At 70.7% G+C, this 15,880-nt stretch carries 15 protein-coding genes; 7 read left to right on the top strand and 8 right to left on the bottom strand.

What is annotated here, in order from left to right:
* Nucleotides 1-99: 99 nt before the first annotated feature.
* Nucleotides 100-891, bottom strand: coding sequence for an enoyl-CoA hydratase/isomerase family protein (locus WMF46_RS31665; RefSeq protein WP_437903292.1), 792 nt, complete (start codon nucleotides 889-891; stop codon nucleotides 100-102).
* A gap of 84 nt (nucleotides 892-975) precedes the next feature.
* On the opposite strand from WMF46_RS31665, the gene WMF46_RS31660 reads away from it, so the two are divergent.
* The 5 genes from WMF46_RS31660 to WMF46_RS31640 all read left to right on the top strand — a co-directional run bounded on the left by WMF46_RS31660 (nucleotide 976) and on the right by WMF46_RS31640 (nucleotide 7,005).
* Entirely contained in the window at nucleotides 976-1,242 is a 267-nt protein-coding gene (locus WMF46_RS31660) for a phosphopantetheine-binding protein (protein ID WP_044969499.1), read from the top strand.
* Nucleotides 1,243-1,267: 25 nt separating this feature from the next.
* Complete coding sequence (locus tag WMF46_RS31655) at nucleotides 1,268-3,580, top strand: beta-ketoacyl synthase N-terminal-like domain-containing protein (protein WP_437980614.1); 2,313 nt, start codon at nucleotides 1,268-1,270, stop codon at nucleotides 3,578-3,580.
* A complete protein-coding gene (locus WMF46_RS31650; RefSeq protein WP_437980613.1) occupies nucleotides 3,577-4,491 on the top strand; it encodes a hypothetical protein in 915 nt (304 codons plus the stop codon). Before WMF46_RS31655 ends, WMF46_RS31650 begins: the two co-directional genes overlap by 4 nt.
* Nucleotides 4,488-6,398: a beta-ketoacyl synthase N-terminal-like domain-containing protein gene (locus WMF46_RS31645; protein WP_437980612.1), complete on the top strand. Its 1,911-nt coding sequence runs from the start codon at nucleotides 4,488-4,490 to the stop codon at nucleotides 6,396-6,398. Before WMF46_RS31650 ends, WMF46_RS31645 begins: the two co-directional genes overlap by 4 nt.
* Nucleotides 6,399-6,519: 121 nt before the next feature.
* The gene (locus WMF46_RS31640) at nucleotides 6,520-7,005 is read left to right on the top strand and encodes a hypothetical protein (RefSeq protein WP_437709102.1); all 486 of its coding nucleotides are present in this window, start codon (nucleotides 6,520-6,522) and stop codon (nucleotides 7,003-7,005) included.
* Nucleotides 7,006-7,067: 62 nt separating this feature from the next.
* On the opposite strand, the gene WMF46_RS31635 is transcribed toward WMF46_RS31640, so the two are convergent.
* The 4 genes from WMF46_RS31635 to asnS form a co-directional block, all read right to left on the bottom strand.
* The gene (locus tag WMF46_RS31635) at nucleotides 7,068-7,982 is read right to left on the bottom strand and encodes a patatin-like phospholipase family protein (RefSeq protein ID WP_437740306.1); all 915 of its coding nucleotides are present in this window, start codon (nucleotides 7,980-7,982) and stop codon (nucleotides 7,068-7,070) included.
* A gap of 41 nt (nucleotides 7,983-8,023) precedes the next feature.
* The gene (locus WMF46_RS31630; RefSeq protein WP_437980611.1) at nucleotides 8,024-8,650 is read right to left on the bottom strand and encodes a hypothetical protein; all 627 of its coding nucleotides are present in this window, start codon (nucleotides 8,648-8,650) and stop codon (nucleotides 8,024-8,026) included.
* 100 nt (nucleotides 8,651-8,750) lie between these two features.
* The gene (locus WMF46_RS31625; RefSeq protein WP_437980610.1) at nucleotides 8,751-9,488 is read right to left on the bottom strand and encodes a class II glutamine amidotransferase; all 738 of its coding nucleotides are present in this window, start codon (nucleotides 9,486-9,488) and stop codon (nucleotides 8,751-8,753) included.
* A gap of 563 nt (nucleotides 9,489-10,051) precedes the next feature.
* Nucleotides 10,052-11,392 carry an asparagine--tRNA ligase gene (gene asnS / locus WMF46_RS31620; protein WP_437973599.1) on the bottom strand — a complete coding sequence of 447 codons (1,341 nt, stop codon included), beginning with the start codon at nucleotides 11,390-11,392 and terminating at the stop codon, nucleotides 10,052-10,054.
* Nucleotides 11,393-11,456: 64 nt separating this feature from the next.
* Here asnS and WMF46_RS31615 point away from each other — a divergent pair, with 64 nt between their 5' ends.
* Both WMF46_RS31615 and WMF46_RS31610 read left to right on the top strand, forming a co-directional pair.
* A complete protein-coding gene (locus tag WMF46_RS31615; protein ID WP_437980609.1) occupies nucleotides 11,457-12,296 on the top strand; it encodes a PDZ domain-containing protein in 840 nt (279 codons plus the stop codon).
* Nucleotides 12,297-12,311: 15 nt separating this feature from the next.
* Nucleotides 12,312-12,839: a TrmH family RNA methyltransferase gene (locus tag WMF46_RS31610; protein ID WP_437973597.1), complete on the top strand. Its 528-nt coding sequence runs from the start codon at nucleotides 12,312-12,314 to the stop codon at nucleotides 12,837-12,839.
* A 45-nt stretch (nucleotides 12,840-12,884) separates the two neighbouring features.
* Here the strand turns inward: WMF46_RS31610 and WMF46_RS31605 are convergent, their stop codons facing one another.
* From WMF46_RS31605 to groES, 3 genes are all read right to left on the bottom strand, one after another.
* Nucleotides 12,885-13,418 (bottom strand): GNAT family N-acetyltransferase, encoded by a 534-nt coding sequence (locus tag WMF46_RS31605; protein WP_437542945.1) that lies wholly within the window; start codon nucleotides 13,416-13,418, stop codon nucleotides 12,885-12,887.
* A 128-nt stretch (nucleotides 13,419-13,546) separates the two neighbouring features.
* Nucleotides 13,547-15,175 (bottom strand): chaperonin GroEL, encoded by a 1,629-nt coding sequence (gene groL, locus WMF46_RS31600; protein ID WP_437980608.1) that lies wholly within the window; start codon nucleotides 15,173-15,175, stop codon nucleotides 13,547-13,549.
* A 33-nt stretch (nucleotides 15,176-15,208) separates the two neighbouring features.
* Complete coding sequence (groES, locus tag WMF46_RS31595; protein WP_012238539.1) at nucleotides 15,209-15,499, bottom strand: co-chaperone GroES; 291 nt, start codon at nucleotides 15,497-15,499, stop codon at nucleotides 15,209-15,211.
* Nucleotides 15,500-15,880 lie beyond the last annotated feature (381 nt).

Raw genomic sequence — 15,880 nt, 5'->3', positions numbered from 1 at the left:
TCGAGGCGGCGTCAACCTGATCCGACTGCCCACGGAGAAGAACGGCGAGGCAGCGCATTGCGCGACGTGCGGCGTGCGCGCACTGGCCGCGGCGTGCGCTCATTTGCCTTGGAACACCGGCTTACGCTTCTCCATGTACGCAGCGAGCCCCTCGCTGGCGTCCTCCGACGTGAACAGCTCGGCCTGGAGCTCTCGTTCGAGGGCGAGCCCCTGTTCGAGCCCTACCTCGAAGCCCGTCTGAACGGCGCGCTTGATGCGCCCGACCGCCAGCGCCGCGCGGTCCGGCAGCGTGAACGTGTGGCTGTACGCGAGGATCCGGTCCATGAACTCGTCATGGGAGGCCGTCTCCCAGACGTCATTGATCAGGCCAACCGCGAGCGCTGTCTCGAAATCGAACGTCTGCCCCTCGCACATCAGCTGGATCGCCCGTGACTTGCCGATGAGCCTGGCCAGGCGCTGGGTGCCTCCGGTGCCTGGAAGGACGCCCAGCGTGACCTCGGGTAGGCCGACCTTGCCGGCGCCTTTGCGGGCGATGCGGAGGTCACAGGCCATCGCGATCTCGAGACCACCGCCTACCGTGTGGCCGTTCAGCGCGGCGATGCAGAGCTTCGGCGTGTGCTCGAGGCGGCTCAACGTCTCGTTCGCGTGGAGACAGAAGTAGTATTTGAACGTCGGATCCGACTCGCGGAGCATGTTGATGTTCGCTCCTGCGCAGAAGAACTTTTCGCCGTGCCCGGTGATGACGATGACATGGACATCGTTGTCGAAGCGGGCCTCGAGGATGGCCGCGTCGAGGTCCTTCATCATCTCGTGGGTGTAGCCGTTGACGGGCGGATCATTGAGCGTGAGCAGCGCGACGCCTGCAGAGGTGGCGTAGTCGACGAGGGCCATGGGCGCTCTTTACCAAACCGTCAGAAAAAGCGCTGCCCCCTGGTGGAAAGGCGCGGAATTGTGCTACCCCGCTGGGACGTGCTCATGAACGCGCAGGACGTGCGGCAGAAGTTAAAAGAACTCATGGTCGAGGAGCTGAACCTCGAGGGGAAGACGCCGGCCGACATCGACGACGCCGCGCCGCTGTTCGGCGCGGGGCTGGGCCTCGATTCGCTGGACGCGCTCCAGCTCGCCATGAGCGTGGAGGAGCGCTTCGGCGTCCGCATCCCGGAGGGCGACGAAGCGAGGCCGATCTTCGCATCGGTGGACGCGCTCGTGGCCCACATCGTCAAGTCGACCGCGGCGGCGTGAACGCGCCGCAGAGAGCCGTTCGGGCGTGCGCATCTGGGTGACGGGCATCGGGGTCGTCTCGCCCCTGGCGCGCGGGGCGAGCGAGACGATGGACCGGCTCATCGCAGGAGAACGGGCCTTCGCGCCGCTCTCCTTGTTCGAGATCCCCGGGACGCGCGGGCGCATCGCCGCGGAGGTCCGCGATCTCTCCCCCGAGGAGGTCGCGCCGCCGGGCGAGGCGGAAGGGTGGTCTCGAACCGACGCGATGGCCGTGCTCTCGGCCCGCGAGGCGCTCGGACACGCGGGCATCGACCCGAGGGCCGTTCCAGTCGACCTGGTGGTCGGCGGGACGACAGCCGGGATGTTCGAGACGGAGGACTTGCTCGCCTGGCTGTCGCACGACCCCAGCGCGATCGCCCCCCTGAAGCGGATGCTCTCGCATCCCCTCTCCTCGACGGCCGACCACGTCCGCGCCGCCGTCGGTCCGTTCCGTCGGGTGAGGAGCGTCTGCAGCGCCTGCTCGAGCGGCGCGAACGCCGTGTTGCTGGGCGCGGCCTGGCTCCGCGCCGGCCTCTCCACCCGCGTGCTCGCGGGGGGCGCCGACGGCCTGTGCCGGCTGACGTACACCGGCTTCGGCGCGCTCGCGGCCGTCGATCCGGAGCCGTGCCGCCCGTTCGATCGGCGGCGCGCCGGTCTGAACCTCGGCGAAGCGGCGGCGTTCCTGCTCCTCGAGTCCGAGGACGCCGCGCGCGCGCGCGGGGCGGAGCCGATCGTCGAGCTCCGCGGATGGGCGACCGGCGCCGAGGCGCATCACATCACCAACCCCGAGCGCGAGGGGCGCACCGCCGCGCGCGTCATGCGCGACGCTCTCCGGTGCGCGGCGCTCACGCCCTCGGATCTCGATTACGTCAACGCGCACGGCACCGCGACGCCGCTGAACGACGTCATGGAGAGCGCCGCCCTGCGCGCCTGCCTCGGCCCCGAGGTGAACCGCATCGCCGTCTCCTCATCGAAGGGGCAGATCGGGCACACGCTCGGCGCAGCGGGCGCGGTCGAGGCCGCGATCACCGCCCTCGCCATCGCGCGCGGCGTGATGCCCCCGACCCGCGGCCTCGAAGAGGTCGATCCGGACTGCCAGCTCGTGCACCTGAAGGAGGCGCGCGAGGCGCCGATCCGGTCGGCGATGTCGAACTCCTTCGGCTTCGGCGGCACGGACAGCGTGCTCGTGCTCGCGCAGCCAGGCCGTTTTCCACCGCCGCTCGACGCCGGCAGCGCGCCCCGGCGGCGCTCGGTCGTCGTGACGGCGGCCGCGACGATCGGCCCGCTCGGCGTCCTCGCGTCCCGCGGCGGCGCCGCGTATCTCGAGCCTGGCCCTCCGCCAGCGGAAGGGGCCATCCCCTTCAACGCGGCCGCGCACCTCGATCTCGCGCGGGCGAGGCGGCTCGACCGCGCTGGCCGGCTGACGACGGCCGCGATCCTCACGGCCCTCTCGGAGGCCGGGCTCGGTGGCGCGGTCCAGGCCGAGGCCGGCGCGGGCGATCCAGCGGCCGACGCCGCGCCGAGCCGCACCCTGCCCGGCGCCATCGTCGGCGCGTCCTTTGGCAGCGTCGACGCCTCGACCGCCTACATGCGGCGCATCTACGACAAGGGCGCGAAGTACGCGAGCCCCGCCGATTTTCCGAACCTGGTCCCCTCGTCGCCGGTCGGGCATGCCTCCATCTACCTGGGCCTCCGTGGCCCGGTGTTCGCGATGGCCGATCTCGGAGCCACCGCGGAGGCGGCCATGGTCACGGCCATCGAGCTCATCACGGCCGGGGAGGGGGAGGCGCTCGCCGCGGGCAGCGTCGAGGAGACGAGCCCGATGATCGAGCGGTGCCTCGGTCCGATCTGCTCGCAGGTCGTCAGCAGCGGTGTCCGCAGCGAGGGCGCTGCCGTGCTGCTCTTCGAGAGCGCCGCGCGTGTGCGTGAGCGAGGGGCGCGCCCGGTGGCGGTGGTGTCCTGGTGGAACTCCTGGCGGGGTGACGGGGTGGGGATGCTCGCGGGAGCGCCCGCGCCGGCGCGCCTCGGCGCTCCGGGAGAGGTCGCCCTGCGAGCGCAGGCCACCGTCCCGTCGCCAGCCGCCGTGTTCGTCGGACGGGAGGAGGAGCGCCTCCTCGCCTGCCTGCAGGGCTCACCGTGGGCCGAGGTGCGGCGCTCCACGCTCGCGTCGCGCTCAGGTGATCACGAGGGCGCCGGCGGGTTCGCCGCTGCTGCGGCGGTCGCTGCGCTCGCCAGCCGCGACCTCGCGAGCGTGCTCGTCGTGGGCGGCGCACCCGACCGGGGATACGCCATCCTGCTGGTCGCTCCCGGCGACGCGTGACGACGTCGCCGCCCGCTCCCCGCCGCCGTGCGCGGCGCCTCGTCAGCGCCGGGCGCCTCCTGCTCTTGCTCGCGAGCCTCCCTGCCTGCGCCGCGAGCGCCCCGCGGCGCGGCGGCGCGCTCGACGCCGAGCTAGCGCGCCTCCTGCCTGGCCCCTCGGCGGGCACGTCCGCCGCGCGGCTCGACCCCTCCGCGTGGCGAGAGGGGCGCGAGCGCCTCGCAGCTCTCCGCCGCGAGGTCGAGGGGGCTGGCCCGCGCACGCTCCGCGTCCGCCTGGCATTGCGGGAGCCGCGCACAGGCCACGTGCTCGAGGCGCGCGGCGCGATCGCGGTCGCCCCGCCGGCGATCGAAGGGCGAGCACGCGCGGCGGGGAGCGACATCCTCGAGCCCGAGGGCGCGCTGCGGATGATCCTCCTCGGCCCGGGCGGCACCACCGCGCTCGACCTGTGGGCCCGCGGCGATCGCTTCCGTTTCGCCGTTCCCGCGCTCGATCTGCTGAGGCGCGGCGACGCCTCGACGCCGCGGGCTGCGCGCCGCGGTCTGCCGGTAGATTTCCTGCGCTGGTGGATGCTCCACCCGGCGGCGGGGACGCTGCTCTGGTACTCGCGCGCCGAGAGCACGGATTCCTTCGTCCTGCGCGACGGCGACGCCGTGATCGATCTGCGGGTCAACGACCGAGGCGTGATCGGCGCGCGCCGCACCACGTGGTCGACGGCGGAGGGCGCCCGCCGGCGCCGGCTCGACGAGGAGGTCGTGATCGCCGAGGGCATGGGCTGCGGCAACGTCCGTTACGCGCAGGCCTCGACCGGGCTGCTCATCACGGTGATCTGCGAGGCCGAGGAGCGGGATCGCGCGCCGGATCCGCGCGCGTTCGCCGATCCCGACGCGCTCCGGCCGGGGGGCGGCTCATGAGCGACGCCTGCGTCATCGCCTCGGGCGCTGTCTCGGCGCTCGGCCTCGGCCCTCTCGCCTACCGCGTCCCTCGGGCTGGCGAGCCTGCGCCTGTCGCGATCGCGCGCGACGCGGAGCTGGCTCGCGCCGGCCTGCTGCGGCCCTTCGCCGCGCGCGCGCCGGCGGAGCTCGGCGTCGCTCCAGGCGCCGATCGCGCCACGGACCTGCTGAAGGCGGCGCTCTCACAGACGCTCGCGGCGCTGGAGGGCGTGCGTCCGGGCTTTCGTGGCGAGCGCATCGGCATCGCCCTCGGCACCTCCAGCGGCGGCATGCTCACCGCGGAGCGGTTCTTCGCCGCCCGCGCCGAGGGCGCCGACGCCGGATCGCTCGCCGCGCTGGCCTCGCGCGCGACGTATTTCGCGCCGTTCAACGACGCGCTCGCGGCGTTCGGGCTCGAGCGGACCCCGCTGCGCACGCACCTGCTCGCGGCGTGCGCGGCGAGCACCCTGGCCATGGGCCTCGGTCTCCGCTGGCTCGATCGCGACGCCTGCGATCTCGTGCTCGCCGGTGGCTACGACGCCCTCAGCATCTTCGTCGCCGCCGGCTTCGAGGCGCTCCGCGCGACGACGGCGTCCAGGTCGCGCCCGTTTCGGGTCGGCCGTGACGGCATGGCGCTCGGCGAGGGCGCCGCCGTCGTCGCCCTCGTCCGCGAGGACCGTCTCCGCGGCGCCCCGGTGATCGTCCGCGTCGCCGGCTTCGGCGCCTCCACGGACGCGGTGCACATCACCGCCCCGGATCGAACCGGCTCGGGGCTCGCGCGCGCCGGCGCCGCGGCGCTCGCCGACGCCGGGTGGCCTGCCTCGCGCGTCGGTCTGATCAGCGCCCACGCCACGGCGACGCCTTACAACGACGCGATGGAGTCGCGCGCGATCGCCGCGCTGCTCTCGCCGCGCGGCGCCGTGGAGGGCTCGGACGCGCTGCCGGGCGCGGATGCGCCTCCGCCGGTGGTCCACCCGTTCAAGGCTCAGATAGGGCACACGCTCGGGGCCGCGGGCGTGCTCGAGGCGCTCGCCGCAGCAGCCGCCCTCCAGGCGTCCATCGCTCCACCGGCGGCCTCCGAAGGCGAGCTCGACCCCGACGCGCCGGCTCACCTGCTCGAGCGCGCCGAGCCCCGCCCGCTCTCTTCGGCGCTCAAGCTCTCGGCAGCGTTCGGCGGCGCCAACGCCGCCCTCTTGCTCACGTCCTCCGCCAGCGGGCGGCGCCCGCGGCGCCCGCGCGGCGTGGTTCTCCGCGCGCACGCGCACGTGACGGTCTCCGATCTCGGGCGCCTCGCCGAGGCGACAGGCATCGCGCGCGACCGCCTCGCGCGCCTCGACGCGCTGTGCCGGCTCGGGCTGACCGCGGTGGCAGCCCTCGCCGCCATCGTCGGCGCCGATCGCTTGCGGGGGGCCGGCATCGTCGCGGGCCACGCGCTCGCCACGATCGACACCAACGATGTGTACGACGCCCGCCGCCGCGCCCGCGGAGCCCGCTTCGTCGAGCCGCGCCTCTTCCCTGCGACGTCGCCGAACGCGATCGCGGGCGAGTGCGCCATCGCGTACCAGCTCACCGGGCCGAGCTTCGCGGTCGGCGCCGGGCTCGGCGGCGCGCAGGAGGCGCTCCGCGCCGCGGCCGAGCTCGTCGCGTCCTCGGACGCCGACCGCATGGTCGTCCTCGCGGCCGACGACGCGGGCCCGGTCGCGCGCGAGCTGCTCGGCCTCACCGGCGCCCAGCACCGCGCGCTCGCCAGCGGCGCGGTCGCGCTCCTCCTGCAGGCGGATCCCGGCGACGAAGAGCGCCTGCGCAAGGTCGATCCGGACCTGCCTGTCGACCACGAGGGGCCGGTTGGCCATCTCGCCCTGCTCCGGTGGCTCGAGGAGCACGCGTAGCGGCTGCCCGTCCCCGTCATCCTTGGTGGTCGTGATCGCTTCGCTTGCCGATCCGCGCCTCGATCTGGCAAGGTTCCCAGCTGGAATCAGCTGCTTCCCCCGAGCGTTGTCCTGCCCGCGTATGTTCTGCCGCCAAACAAAAGCTGTCGCTTCGCTCCTCGTCGTTGCTTCGGCCGTCCTCGCCGGGTGCGCGACCCACTACATCCCGAACACAGACGTGGAGGACAACGACGACAACCGCAAGATCATCTCGTTCTGCGAGAAGTATCGCAACGCGGTGGAGAGCAAGAACGTGGGCGAGCTGCTCAAGCTCGCGTCGCCCAAGTACTACGAGGACGGCGGCAACATCGATGCGGCGGACGACCTCGATTACGCTGGCCTGCGCGCGTACCTCGCCGGCAAGTTCCAGGACGCTCGCGCCATCCGCTACGAGATCCGCTACCGGCGCGTCCTCAAGGGCGATGACGTCATCTACGTCGACTACACCTTCAGCGCGAGCTACCGCATCCCGGGGGGCAAGGGCGAAGAGTGGCGCCGCAAGGTCGACGACAACCGGCTGGAGCTGGTGGAGTACCAGGACGGGTACCGCATCGTCGCGGGGATGTAGCGCTCGGTCGCTGCGCGACGGCGCGGTCGACGTACGCCAGGGCGTGCGGCGGTAGCTCCGCTCTAGTTTAGAGCGCTCTTCGAGGAGGGGGCATCGAACACGCCCTTCTCCTTCGCGGCGGCGAGTATGCGGAGCGCAGTGCGGTAGCCGCGCAGGACGAGCGGCTTGGCGGCGAACCGGTTCATGTAGCTGTACCGGCCGATCGCGGGCGCCACGTCCAGGAAGGTGACGTTCGGGTAGAGCTTGGAGAGGAGCTCGACGCCGCGGCGCTCCTTCTCGGCCAGAAGGATGCTGAGCGACTGCCGGACGACGCTGGGCGCGCCGCTCCTCGCGATCGAGCGCTGCGACTCGTCGCGCTCCTCGGGACGGTAGATGTTGGAGATGATCACGATGTTCGCGCCGGCATTCACGGCCACGTCGGCGGAGAGCGTCCGGATCACCTCGCCGCTCAGGTGATAGCGGCCGTTGATGCGGTAGGGCCGGAACAGGCCGGGCACGCAGCAGCTGGCGGCCACCGCCTGGCTGATCGGCGTGGCCTCATCGTAGCCGGGGCCGAACACGACGCGCTTGGCGCTGTCCACGTCCACCGCCGTCACGTAGACGGCGTGCGGCAGCTGCCGGAAGTCGTTGATCGGCAGCGTCCGGCGCACGTAGCGCTCGAGCCTGTCGATCGAGAACACCCCCGAGCAGAGGTATCCCGGGTCGAGCAGATCGCGCAGGGCGGGAGCTCCGAAGAAGCTCGACACGTGGAGGCGAGGCCCGCGGTGACGTCGTCTCCAGGGGAGGCGGTAGGCGTCGAGCAGCACATCGAGCGGGATGTCTTGCCCGTACGTCGCGCTGACCAGCGCGCCCGCCCCCGCGCCCACGTAGATCTCTGGATGGATGCCCAGCTCCTCGCAAGCCTTCAGCACGCCGAGGTGCGCAAGGCCTCGCGCCGCTCCCCCGGAGCCCACGAAAGCGATCTTGAGGCGGCTCATCGAGCCCCGATCTTGTCGGAGATATGGCACAAGCGCAAAGCCTACTGTAACTGGAAGTCCTCGAGCAGCCGATAGATCCTGAATCGCGGGCCGTCGCGGCGCAGCCAGACGACGATCTCGTCGCCGAGCAGGCGATCCGTGGCGACCCGCGCGGTCGCGATCGGCACGCGAATAACGACGTCCTGGTCATCGAGCGTCTCGGGCTGGATCGCGGGGTGGTGCGGCGTCGCGAGCGCGTCCTCGGCCCGGAAGATCTGGAGCTCCGACTCCCGATAGACCGGCTCTCCGGCGAGCTTTCCGTACTCGAGTCGCCGGAACCGCTGCTCCCACCAGAGCCCGGCGCTCGGCGGCTGCCCCGATCCGCCCGAGCCTGTGTGGATCGCGAGGGCATCGCGCGTCAGCAGCTCGCTCAAGGCTTCGCTGTCCTCGGCGACCACCCGCCGGAAGAACTCGTCCACGACCTCCAGCGCGGCGCCGATGCCGAGAGGCGTCCGGAGGGTCACGACGCTGTCCTCGACGTCTGCCTGGTTCGTCGGTTGCGGCGGGGTGCTCGCCGGATCGAGCGCCACGCCGTCGGGGCGGCGGCGCTCGTCAGAGAGCTCGGCGGCGGTGGGAAAGGAGGCCGGTCCTCCGCGGCTGCACCCCAGGAGCGACCCGCCCGTGATCACGGCGACGAGCAGCGATGGACACGCTCGCGACGGCCGAGAGGCGTCCGGAGCGCCGGCCGGCGGCGCATGGCCCCTGGCCTCCTGCGGGCCCTCCGGGCGTTCAGATCGGCTCGATCGCGGGAGCATCGGCGCGGGTGAACGTCACGATCGCACGCTCGCCGACGTGGGTCCACCCCGCGAGGGCCTGGTCGTCATCGAAGTCCGACGCGACGAGCGTCAACCGGCTCGCGGCATAGTCGGGCATGCGCATTCGGCCCAACCCGCCGTCGCTGAGGAGCCGCTCCATGTCCTCGTTGCCCTGGTAGATGCGGTACGCCATCGACGTGCCGCCGTGGGCGGCGAGCAGGTACTCGGGGTTCGTGACCACGATGTTCATCGCGCTCGGCCCCGCCCCTTCCTCCGCGCAGAGCCGGTCCACGAGCGCGATGGAGGACCGGAGGGCCGTCCGCGCGCTCGCCGCGTCCACGTTGGGTCGATCGAGCTGGCCGCTGTCGTGGAGGAAGGACAGGAACAGGTGGAAGAGGAGCTCGCTGTCCGTCTCGCCGCGAACGTCGCGCTGGAGAAACTGCGGCAACGAGTCGCTCAGCTGGTTCCGCAGGCGGGCGAACCCTTCGACCGTGCCCGTGTGGGCGAACAGCCACTGCCGATAACGGAACGGGTGCGTGTTCTCGGTACGCAGGCTGCCGACGGTCGCAGCCCGGACATGCGCCACGAGGATGTCGGCGCGCACGTCCTTGGTCATGTCGGCCAGGCTGATCTCCGGTCGATCATCGATCGGCCGGCGCTTGAGAAGAATCTCTCCTCCCTGGTAGAAGCCGACCCCCCAGCCAGGGATCACGCCCTCCCTTCGGCGAACCGTGAGGGCACGTTCTTCGAGCTCGATCGCACGCGCGCCGAGATCCGGACGGTTACCGATAAAGCCGACGAGACGAGCCATAGCTTTGTCCTCGCGAGTTGGGTCGGGGAGGCGGGGGCAGGGTCCGGCTCGCCGGTAGAGCGCTCCCTCATCTGCAAGCAGGGGTGGCTCCGTCGGTCGGCCGAGTGAGCGTGGGTCGCGGGTTGCGCCCTATGCTTTCTTGATACGACAGAGTCGCCCTGCAAGCGGAGCAAAAACGGATCCCCAGCGGCGAGGCGGGGCGCGGGCACGGCCTGACCACACTGCCCGCCGTTGTCGCGCGTCGCGTGGGCTTGCCGATCGCGTTACCTCTTACTCACGCTCCTCGCACAGCGTCGCGATTCCGATGCGTGGGTGCGCGCGAGGAGCGGCTAGCCTCGCCTGCTCCCACGCTTTCACGCTTCCACGCATCGGCCCGCCGCGTCGGCGCTGTGGCGCATCGCGCCGTGAACGAGGCGCTGCCAAGCGGCGCCCCGAATTTCCGGCAGGATCTCTGACGCGCAGCACTAAGGCGAGAGCCGATTCAGCATGCGCGGGAACGGGATCGTCTCGCGCACGTGCGGTAGACCGCAGATCCAGGCGACGCTCCGCTCGACGCCGAGCCCGAAGCCCGCATGCGGGAAGGTGCCATACCGGCGCAGATCCAGGTACCAGCCGAACGCCTCGGGGGGCAGCCGATGCGCCTCGATTGCCCGCTCGAGGGTGGCGAGATCATCCTCGCGCTGCCCGCCCCCGATCACCTCTCCATAACCTTCCGGCGCCAGGACATCGACGCAGAGCGCGAGCCGGTCGTCCGTCGGATCGCGCTTCATGTAGAAGGCCTTCACCTGAGCCGGATAGCGGTGAATCATGACGGGGCGATCGTACCGGCCGGAGATGATCGTCTCGTCCTCGCCGCCGAGGTCCTCTCCCCAGGGAAAATCAGGAATTTCGGCCTCTCCGGCCATTTTGCGTTTCTCCGCGCGCGCCTCGTTCAGGATGGCGACGGCCTCGTCGTAGCGGATGCGCGGGAACGGCTTCTTGACGGACTCGAGCTTCCCGACGTCGCGCTCGAGCACCGCGAGCTCGGGGCGGCGCCGCTCGAGGACCCGCTCGACGATGAAGCAGAGGAAGTCTTCCGCGAGGTCCATGTCGCCCGCGAGGTCCATGAACGCCACCTCGGGCTCGACCATCCAGAACTCGGCCAGGTGGCGGCGGGTCTTCGACTTTTCCGCGCGGAACGTCGGCCCGAAGCAGTACGCCTTCCCGAACGCGGCCGCTGCTGCCTCCATGTAGAGCTGCCCCGACTGGGTGAGGTACGCCTTCTCGCCGTGGTAATCGGTCTGGAACAGCGTGCTCGTCCCCTCGCACGCGTTCGGCGTGAAGACGGGCGCATCGACGAGCGTGAACCCGCGCCCGTCGAAGAAGTCGCGGATGGCCTGGATGATGGTGTGACGAACGCGCAAGATCGCGTGCTGCCGCTTCGATCGCAGCCAGAGGTGGCGGTGATCCATGAGGAAGTCGGTCCCGTGCTCCTTCGGGGAGATCGGGTACTCGCCGGCGGTGGGGCCGAGCACGCGGAAGCCGGACGCGGCGATCTCGTAGACCCCGGCGCGCTTCGGGTGCGCCTTCACCTCGCCGACGACATCGATCACGCTCTCCTGGGTGACCTTGTCGGCGGCCGCGAAGACCTCGTCGCCGACGTCGCTCTTCGCCATCACGCACTGGACGGTGCCGAAGCCGTCGCGCAGCTCGAGGAAGTGGAGCTTGCCGCTCGATCGCTTGTTGTAGAGCCATCCGCGGAGCACGACAGTGCTGCCGACGTGCGCGCTGAGGTCGCTGGTAGCAATGACGGGCTGATCCTGCATGGGCGCCCGAAATAGCACGGTTTAGTTGCGGCTGACGCCGGCTCCGGCCAAAAATGGCGCCATCTTGGTCCTCCAACGGCATCGCGCGCTATCGCTCTGCTTGCCCGCGTTCATCCTGCTGCTCGCTGCAGGTGGCACGCCGCTCGCCGCGGGCGGCTGCTCGGCGCTCTATCCCGAGCTTTCGACCCGCCTGCACGAGCCTGCTTCAGATCAGGAGCTGCATCCTCCGCCGCCCGAGAACGTCCGATGGCTGCGGGTCGTCCGGGCGAGAATCCCGGAGCGCACTCGGGACGGCCGCGCCTGGGATTCCGGCGCCGGCGACCTCCCGGACCCCTATGTCCGCGTCTTCGTCAACGGCGCGGAGATCTTTCGGACGGCGGAGCAAGCGAACACGCTCGAGCCGACCTGGCCCGAAGGACCCAGCGGAAACTTCGAGATCTTGCCCGAGGACCGGCTCCGGGTGGAGGTCTGGGAAGCGGATCCGCTCATCGACAAGCCGATCGGGGTGCGCGACATCGGCCGTCCGAGCGATATGCACCGAGCCGCAGGCGAGATCGACGTCGAGCTCGACGCGGGCGGCTCGCTCACGCTCGCGTTCCAGCCGGCGCACGCCAAGCTCGGCCTCGGCCTCTGGTACCAGCTGCATTCCGGCTCCGCATTCATCTCGCGGACCATGGAGGGCGGGCCTGCTGAGCGCGCCGGGCTCCGCAAGGACGACGAGGTGCTGGAGATCGCCGGGCAGCCAGTGCGGCGCATGTCCGTCGCGGCGATCCGGGGCGCGCTCGACGCCGTGCCGCGCGCAGGGCTCCTGCTCCTGGTCAAGCACGCCACGGGCACGACCGAGCGGATCAGGGTCCACGAGGGGCCCATCTATCCGCTGTTCGATCGCTTCGCCGCCGAGTAGGGGAGCCAGCGCGCCGTGAAGATCCCGCCCTTCGGGCTCACCACCCGGGAGATCCGCGAAGAGCTCGCCCCCTTGCGGAACGATTTCTCCATCGCCGTCTGCCGCGCGAAGAACCCGTTCAACATCGGCGCCATCATCCGCGTCGCGCACTCGTTCCTGGTGCGGGAGATCTTCCTGATCGGGACCGAGCCCTACTACGAGCGCGCTTCGATGGGCATGCAGAAGTACGAGACCATCGTCGAGTGCCCCGACGAGGCGAGCTTCCTCGAAGCGGCGCGCGGCCGCCCGCTCATCGGCGTGGAGCGCGATCACGCGCGGCGCACCCTCTGGGAGGCGCCGTTCCCCCGCGGGCTCGTGTTCCTCTTCGGCAGCGAGGATGACGGGCTGCCGCAGGCGCTGCTCGACGCGTGCGAGGACGTGATCGCGATCCCCATGTACGGGATCAACCACTCGTACCCCGTGGCGATCGCGGCGGGCATGACCCTGTGCGAGTGGGCCCGGCGGCGCGACCCGCGCGGCGGCGTGAGCGGCGCAGGAGGGTGAGCGGCTCACGCCGCCGCGCGGGCCCCCTCCGTGGACGGAGGGGCGCTACTCGGGGTAGCGCTCGAAGACGAGGAGCTCGCCCAGGAGGTCGTGATCGAGCGTTCCAGCAGGGCGCATCCCGAGCTTCTCGATCACCCGGAGCGACGCGCGGTGCCAGGCCGGCGTGGTCGCGATGACGCGCCTCACGCCCGGCTGCTGCATCGTCCAGTGCAGGACGGCGCGCGACCCCTCCGTCGCGTAGCCTTGGCCCTGGGACTTGCCCTCGACGCCGTAGCCGATCTCCACCGTGCCGGTCGCGTCGGGCCGGCCGTTCAGCACCACGCTGCCGACGACGACGCGCTCCTCCTGCCCGCGCGTCACCATCAGCCGCGTGCCCCACAGGAACGCCTCTGGATCGTCGCGCAGCCGGTCGAGCGGCGAGCTGAAGGCGCGCTCGACGAGCGCGCGCCCGGGCCAGGCGCCAGGGAAGCGCGCGCCGGACAGGGCCTCGGCCTCGGCGCGATCTCCGCGGATGACCGCCTCGAGCAGGGGCAGCGAGACCGGGGTGAGCGCCAGGCGCTCGGTAGTCAGGGTGCTCATGGCGAACCTGCGCCGGATCAGATCATGCGCCGCGGCCCGCCGGAAGTCGAAATGGCGAAGGGCCGACTTCCTGAGGAGGAAGCCGGCCCTCGCCCGCCGGGCTTAGCGGTCAGCGCGGCGCGTCGCGATCAGAAGTCGTGGCCGTGGCCCGCGTGGCCGCCACCAGCCGCCGCCTTCTCCTCCTTCGGCCGCTCAGCGATGAGCGCCTCGGTGGTGAGCATCAGGCTGGCGACGCTGGCCGCGTTCTGGAGCGCCGACCGGACGACCTTGACCGGATCGATGACGCCCATCTCGAGCAGGTTGCCGTAGTCGCCCGACGCGGCGTTGTAGCCGTACGAGTCCTTGCCGTCGCGCACCTTCTGCACGACGATCGAGCCCTCTTCCCCGGCGTTGGCCGAGATCTGGCGGAGGGGCTCCTCGATGGCGCGGCGGATGATGTTCACGCCGAACCGCTGCTCGTCGTTGACCTTGAGCTTCTCGAGCGAGCTCTGCGCGCGGATGAGCGCCACGCCGCCGCCCGGGACGATGCCCTCCTCGACGGCCGCGCGGGTCGCGTGGAGCGCGTCCTCGACGCGGGCCTTCTTCTCCTTCATCTCCGTCTCGGTCGCAGCGCCGACCTTGACGACCGCGACGCCGCCCACGAGCTTCGCGAGCCGCTCCTGGAGCTTCTCGCGGTCGTAGTCGCTCGTCGTGTTCTCGATCTGAGCGCGGATCTCCTGCTGCCGGGCCTTGATCTTGTCCTTCTTGCCCTGGCCGCCGACGATCGTGGTGTTGTCCTTGTCGATGATGACGGTCTTGGCGCGGCCGAGATCGCTGATCGTGACGTTCTCGAGCTTGAGGCCGAGCTCCTCCGCGATCACCTGGCCGTCCGTCAGGGTGGCGATGTCCTTCAGCATCTCCTTGCGGCGATCACCGAAGCCCGGCGCCTTGACGGCCGCGCAGTGCAGCGTGCCGCGGAGCTTGTTCACGACGAGGGTCGCGAGCGCCTCGCCCTCGACGTCCTCGGCGATGATGAGGAGCTGCTTCTGGCTCTTGGCGATCGCCTCGAGCACCGGGAGCAGGTCCTTCATGTTGGAGATCTTCTTCTCCGAGATGAGGATGTAGCAGTCCTCGAGGTTCGCCTTCATGGCCTCGGGATCGGTCACGAAGTACGGCGAGAGGTAGCCGCGGTCGAACTGCATGCCCTCGACCACGTCGAGGGTCGTGTCGGCGCTCTTGGCCTCCTCGACCGTGATCACGCCCTCCTTGCCGACCTTCTCCATCGCGTCGGCGAGGAGCTTGCCGATCGTCTCGTCGCCGTTCGCGCTGATCGTGCCGACCTGCGCGATCTCCTTCGCGTCCTTGGTCTGCTTGGCCGAGCTGTGGAGGTGCCCCACGATCGCCTCGACCGCCTTGTCGATGCCGCGCTTGATCTCCATCGGGTTGTGCCCGGCCGCGACGAGCTTGGAGCCCTCGCGGTAGATCGCCTGGGCGAGCACCGTCGCGGTGGTCGTCCCGTCGCCGGCGATGTCGCTCGTCTTCGAGGCGACCTCGCGGACCATCTGGGCGCCCATGTTCTCGAAGCGGTTCTCGAGCTCGATCTCCTTGGCGACCGTGACGCCGTCCTTGGTGACCGTCGGCGAGCCGAAGCTCTTCTCGATGACGACGTTGCGCCCCTTCGGGCCGAGGGTGACCTTGACCGCGTCGGCGAGGGCGTTGACCCCCGCGAGGATCATGCTGCGGGCGGACTCGTTGTAGATGATTTCCTTGGCTGCCATGGTGTCTCTCCTAAGTTCCTTCTGTCGCCCGCGTCACTTCTCGATCACGCCGAGGATGTCGTCCTCGCGGAGGATGAGGTGCTCCTCGCCGTCGATCTTGACCTCGGTGCCCGAGTACTTGCCGAAGAGGACGCGATCGCCCTCCTTGACGTCGAGCTTCCGCACGGTACCGTCCTCGGCGACCTTGCCGTTGCCGACGGCGACGACGGTCCCCTCGATCGGCTTCTCTTTCGCGGTGTCCGGAATGTAGAGACCTCCCTTGGTCTTCTCTTCTTCCTTCACGCGCTGAACGATCACGCGGTCCTGGAGCGGTCGAATCTTCATCTTTGCAAGTCCTCCGGGGACGAGCGCCGCGTCCCACGAACGGCGAGACCCAGCCGGCGCGAATGAGCGCGCCGGAAGGCCCCCTACGATTGCAGTCTGGGCACTTTGCTAGCACTCACCTGTGGCGAGTGCTAGCGAGCGCGCGGAAGATAGCCACCCCCTGGAGGGTGTCAAGAGTGGCCCCAGGCCGGCACTTTGCGCGCTGGCAGCCAGTCGCAGAGGTGGCTGTAAGTCCTGGAGATCGCAGGGGAAGGCGCGCCGCTCAAGGCTGGGCTCGGCGGAGCCTCTCGGCTAAAATACGCTTATGAGGGCAAAGCTGCGGCAGCACAGTGACGCGATGCCCTCACGGTCTCCAGCCCGAGGGAGGCCGCCAGGACGTGT

This window comes from Sorangium sp. So ce117 (assembly GCF_051524395.1).
GTDB lineage: Bacteria > Myxococcota_A > Polyangia > Polyangiales > Polyangiaceae > Sorangium > Sorangium cellulosum_B.
The sequence above is the reverse complement of the archived record's forward strand: the minus strand, read 5'-3'. Positions and strand labels throughout refer to the sequence as shown.

Coding starts and splice junctions, on each gene's coding strand:
- WMF46_RS31635 (WP_437740306.1), bottom strand. CDS start 7,982: ATGAGCCGCCTCAAGATCGCTTTCGTGGGCTCCGGGGGAGCGGCGCGA.
- groES (WP_012238539.1), bottom strand. CDS start 15,499: ATGAAGATTCGACCGCTCCAGGACCGCGTGATCGTTCAGCGCGTGAAG.
- groL (WP_437980608.1), bottom strand. CDS start 15,175: ATGGCAGCCAAGGAAATCATCTACAACGAGTCCGCCCGCAGCATGATC.
- WMF46_RS31605 (WP_437542945.1), bottom strand. CDS start 13,418: ATGAGCACCCTGACTACCGAGCGCCTGGCGCTCACCCCGGTCTCGCTG.
- WMF46_RS31640 (WP_437709102.1), top strand. CDS start 6,520: ATGTTCTGCCGCCAAACAAAAGCTGTCGCTTCGCTCCTCGTCGTTGCT.
- WMF46_RS31665 (WP_437903292.1), bottom strand. CDS start 891: ATGGCCCTCGTCGACTACGCCACCTCTGCAGGCGTCGCGCTGCTCACG.
- asnS (WP_437973599.1), bottom strand. CDS start 11,392: ATGCAGGATCAGCCCGTCATTGCTACCAGCGACCTCAGCGCGCACGTC.
- WMF46_RS31660 (WP_044969499.1), top strand. CDS start 976: ATGAACGCGCAGGACGTGCGGCAGAAGTTAAAAGAACTCATGGTCGAG.
- WMF46_RS31645 (WP_437980612.1), top strand. CDS start 4,488: ATGAGCGACGCCTGCGTCATCGCCTCGGGCGCTGTCTCGGCGCTCGGC.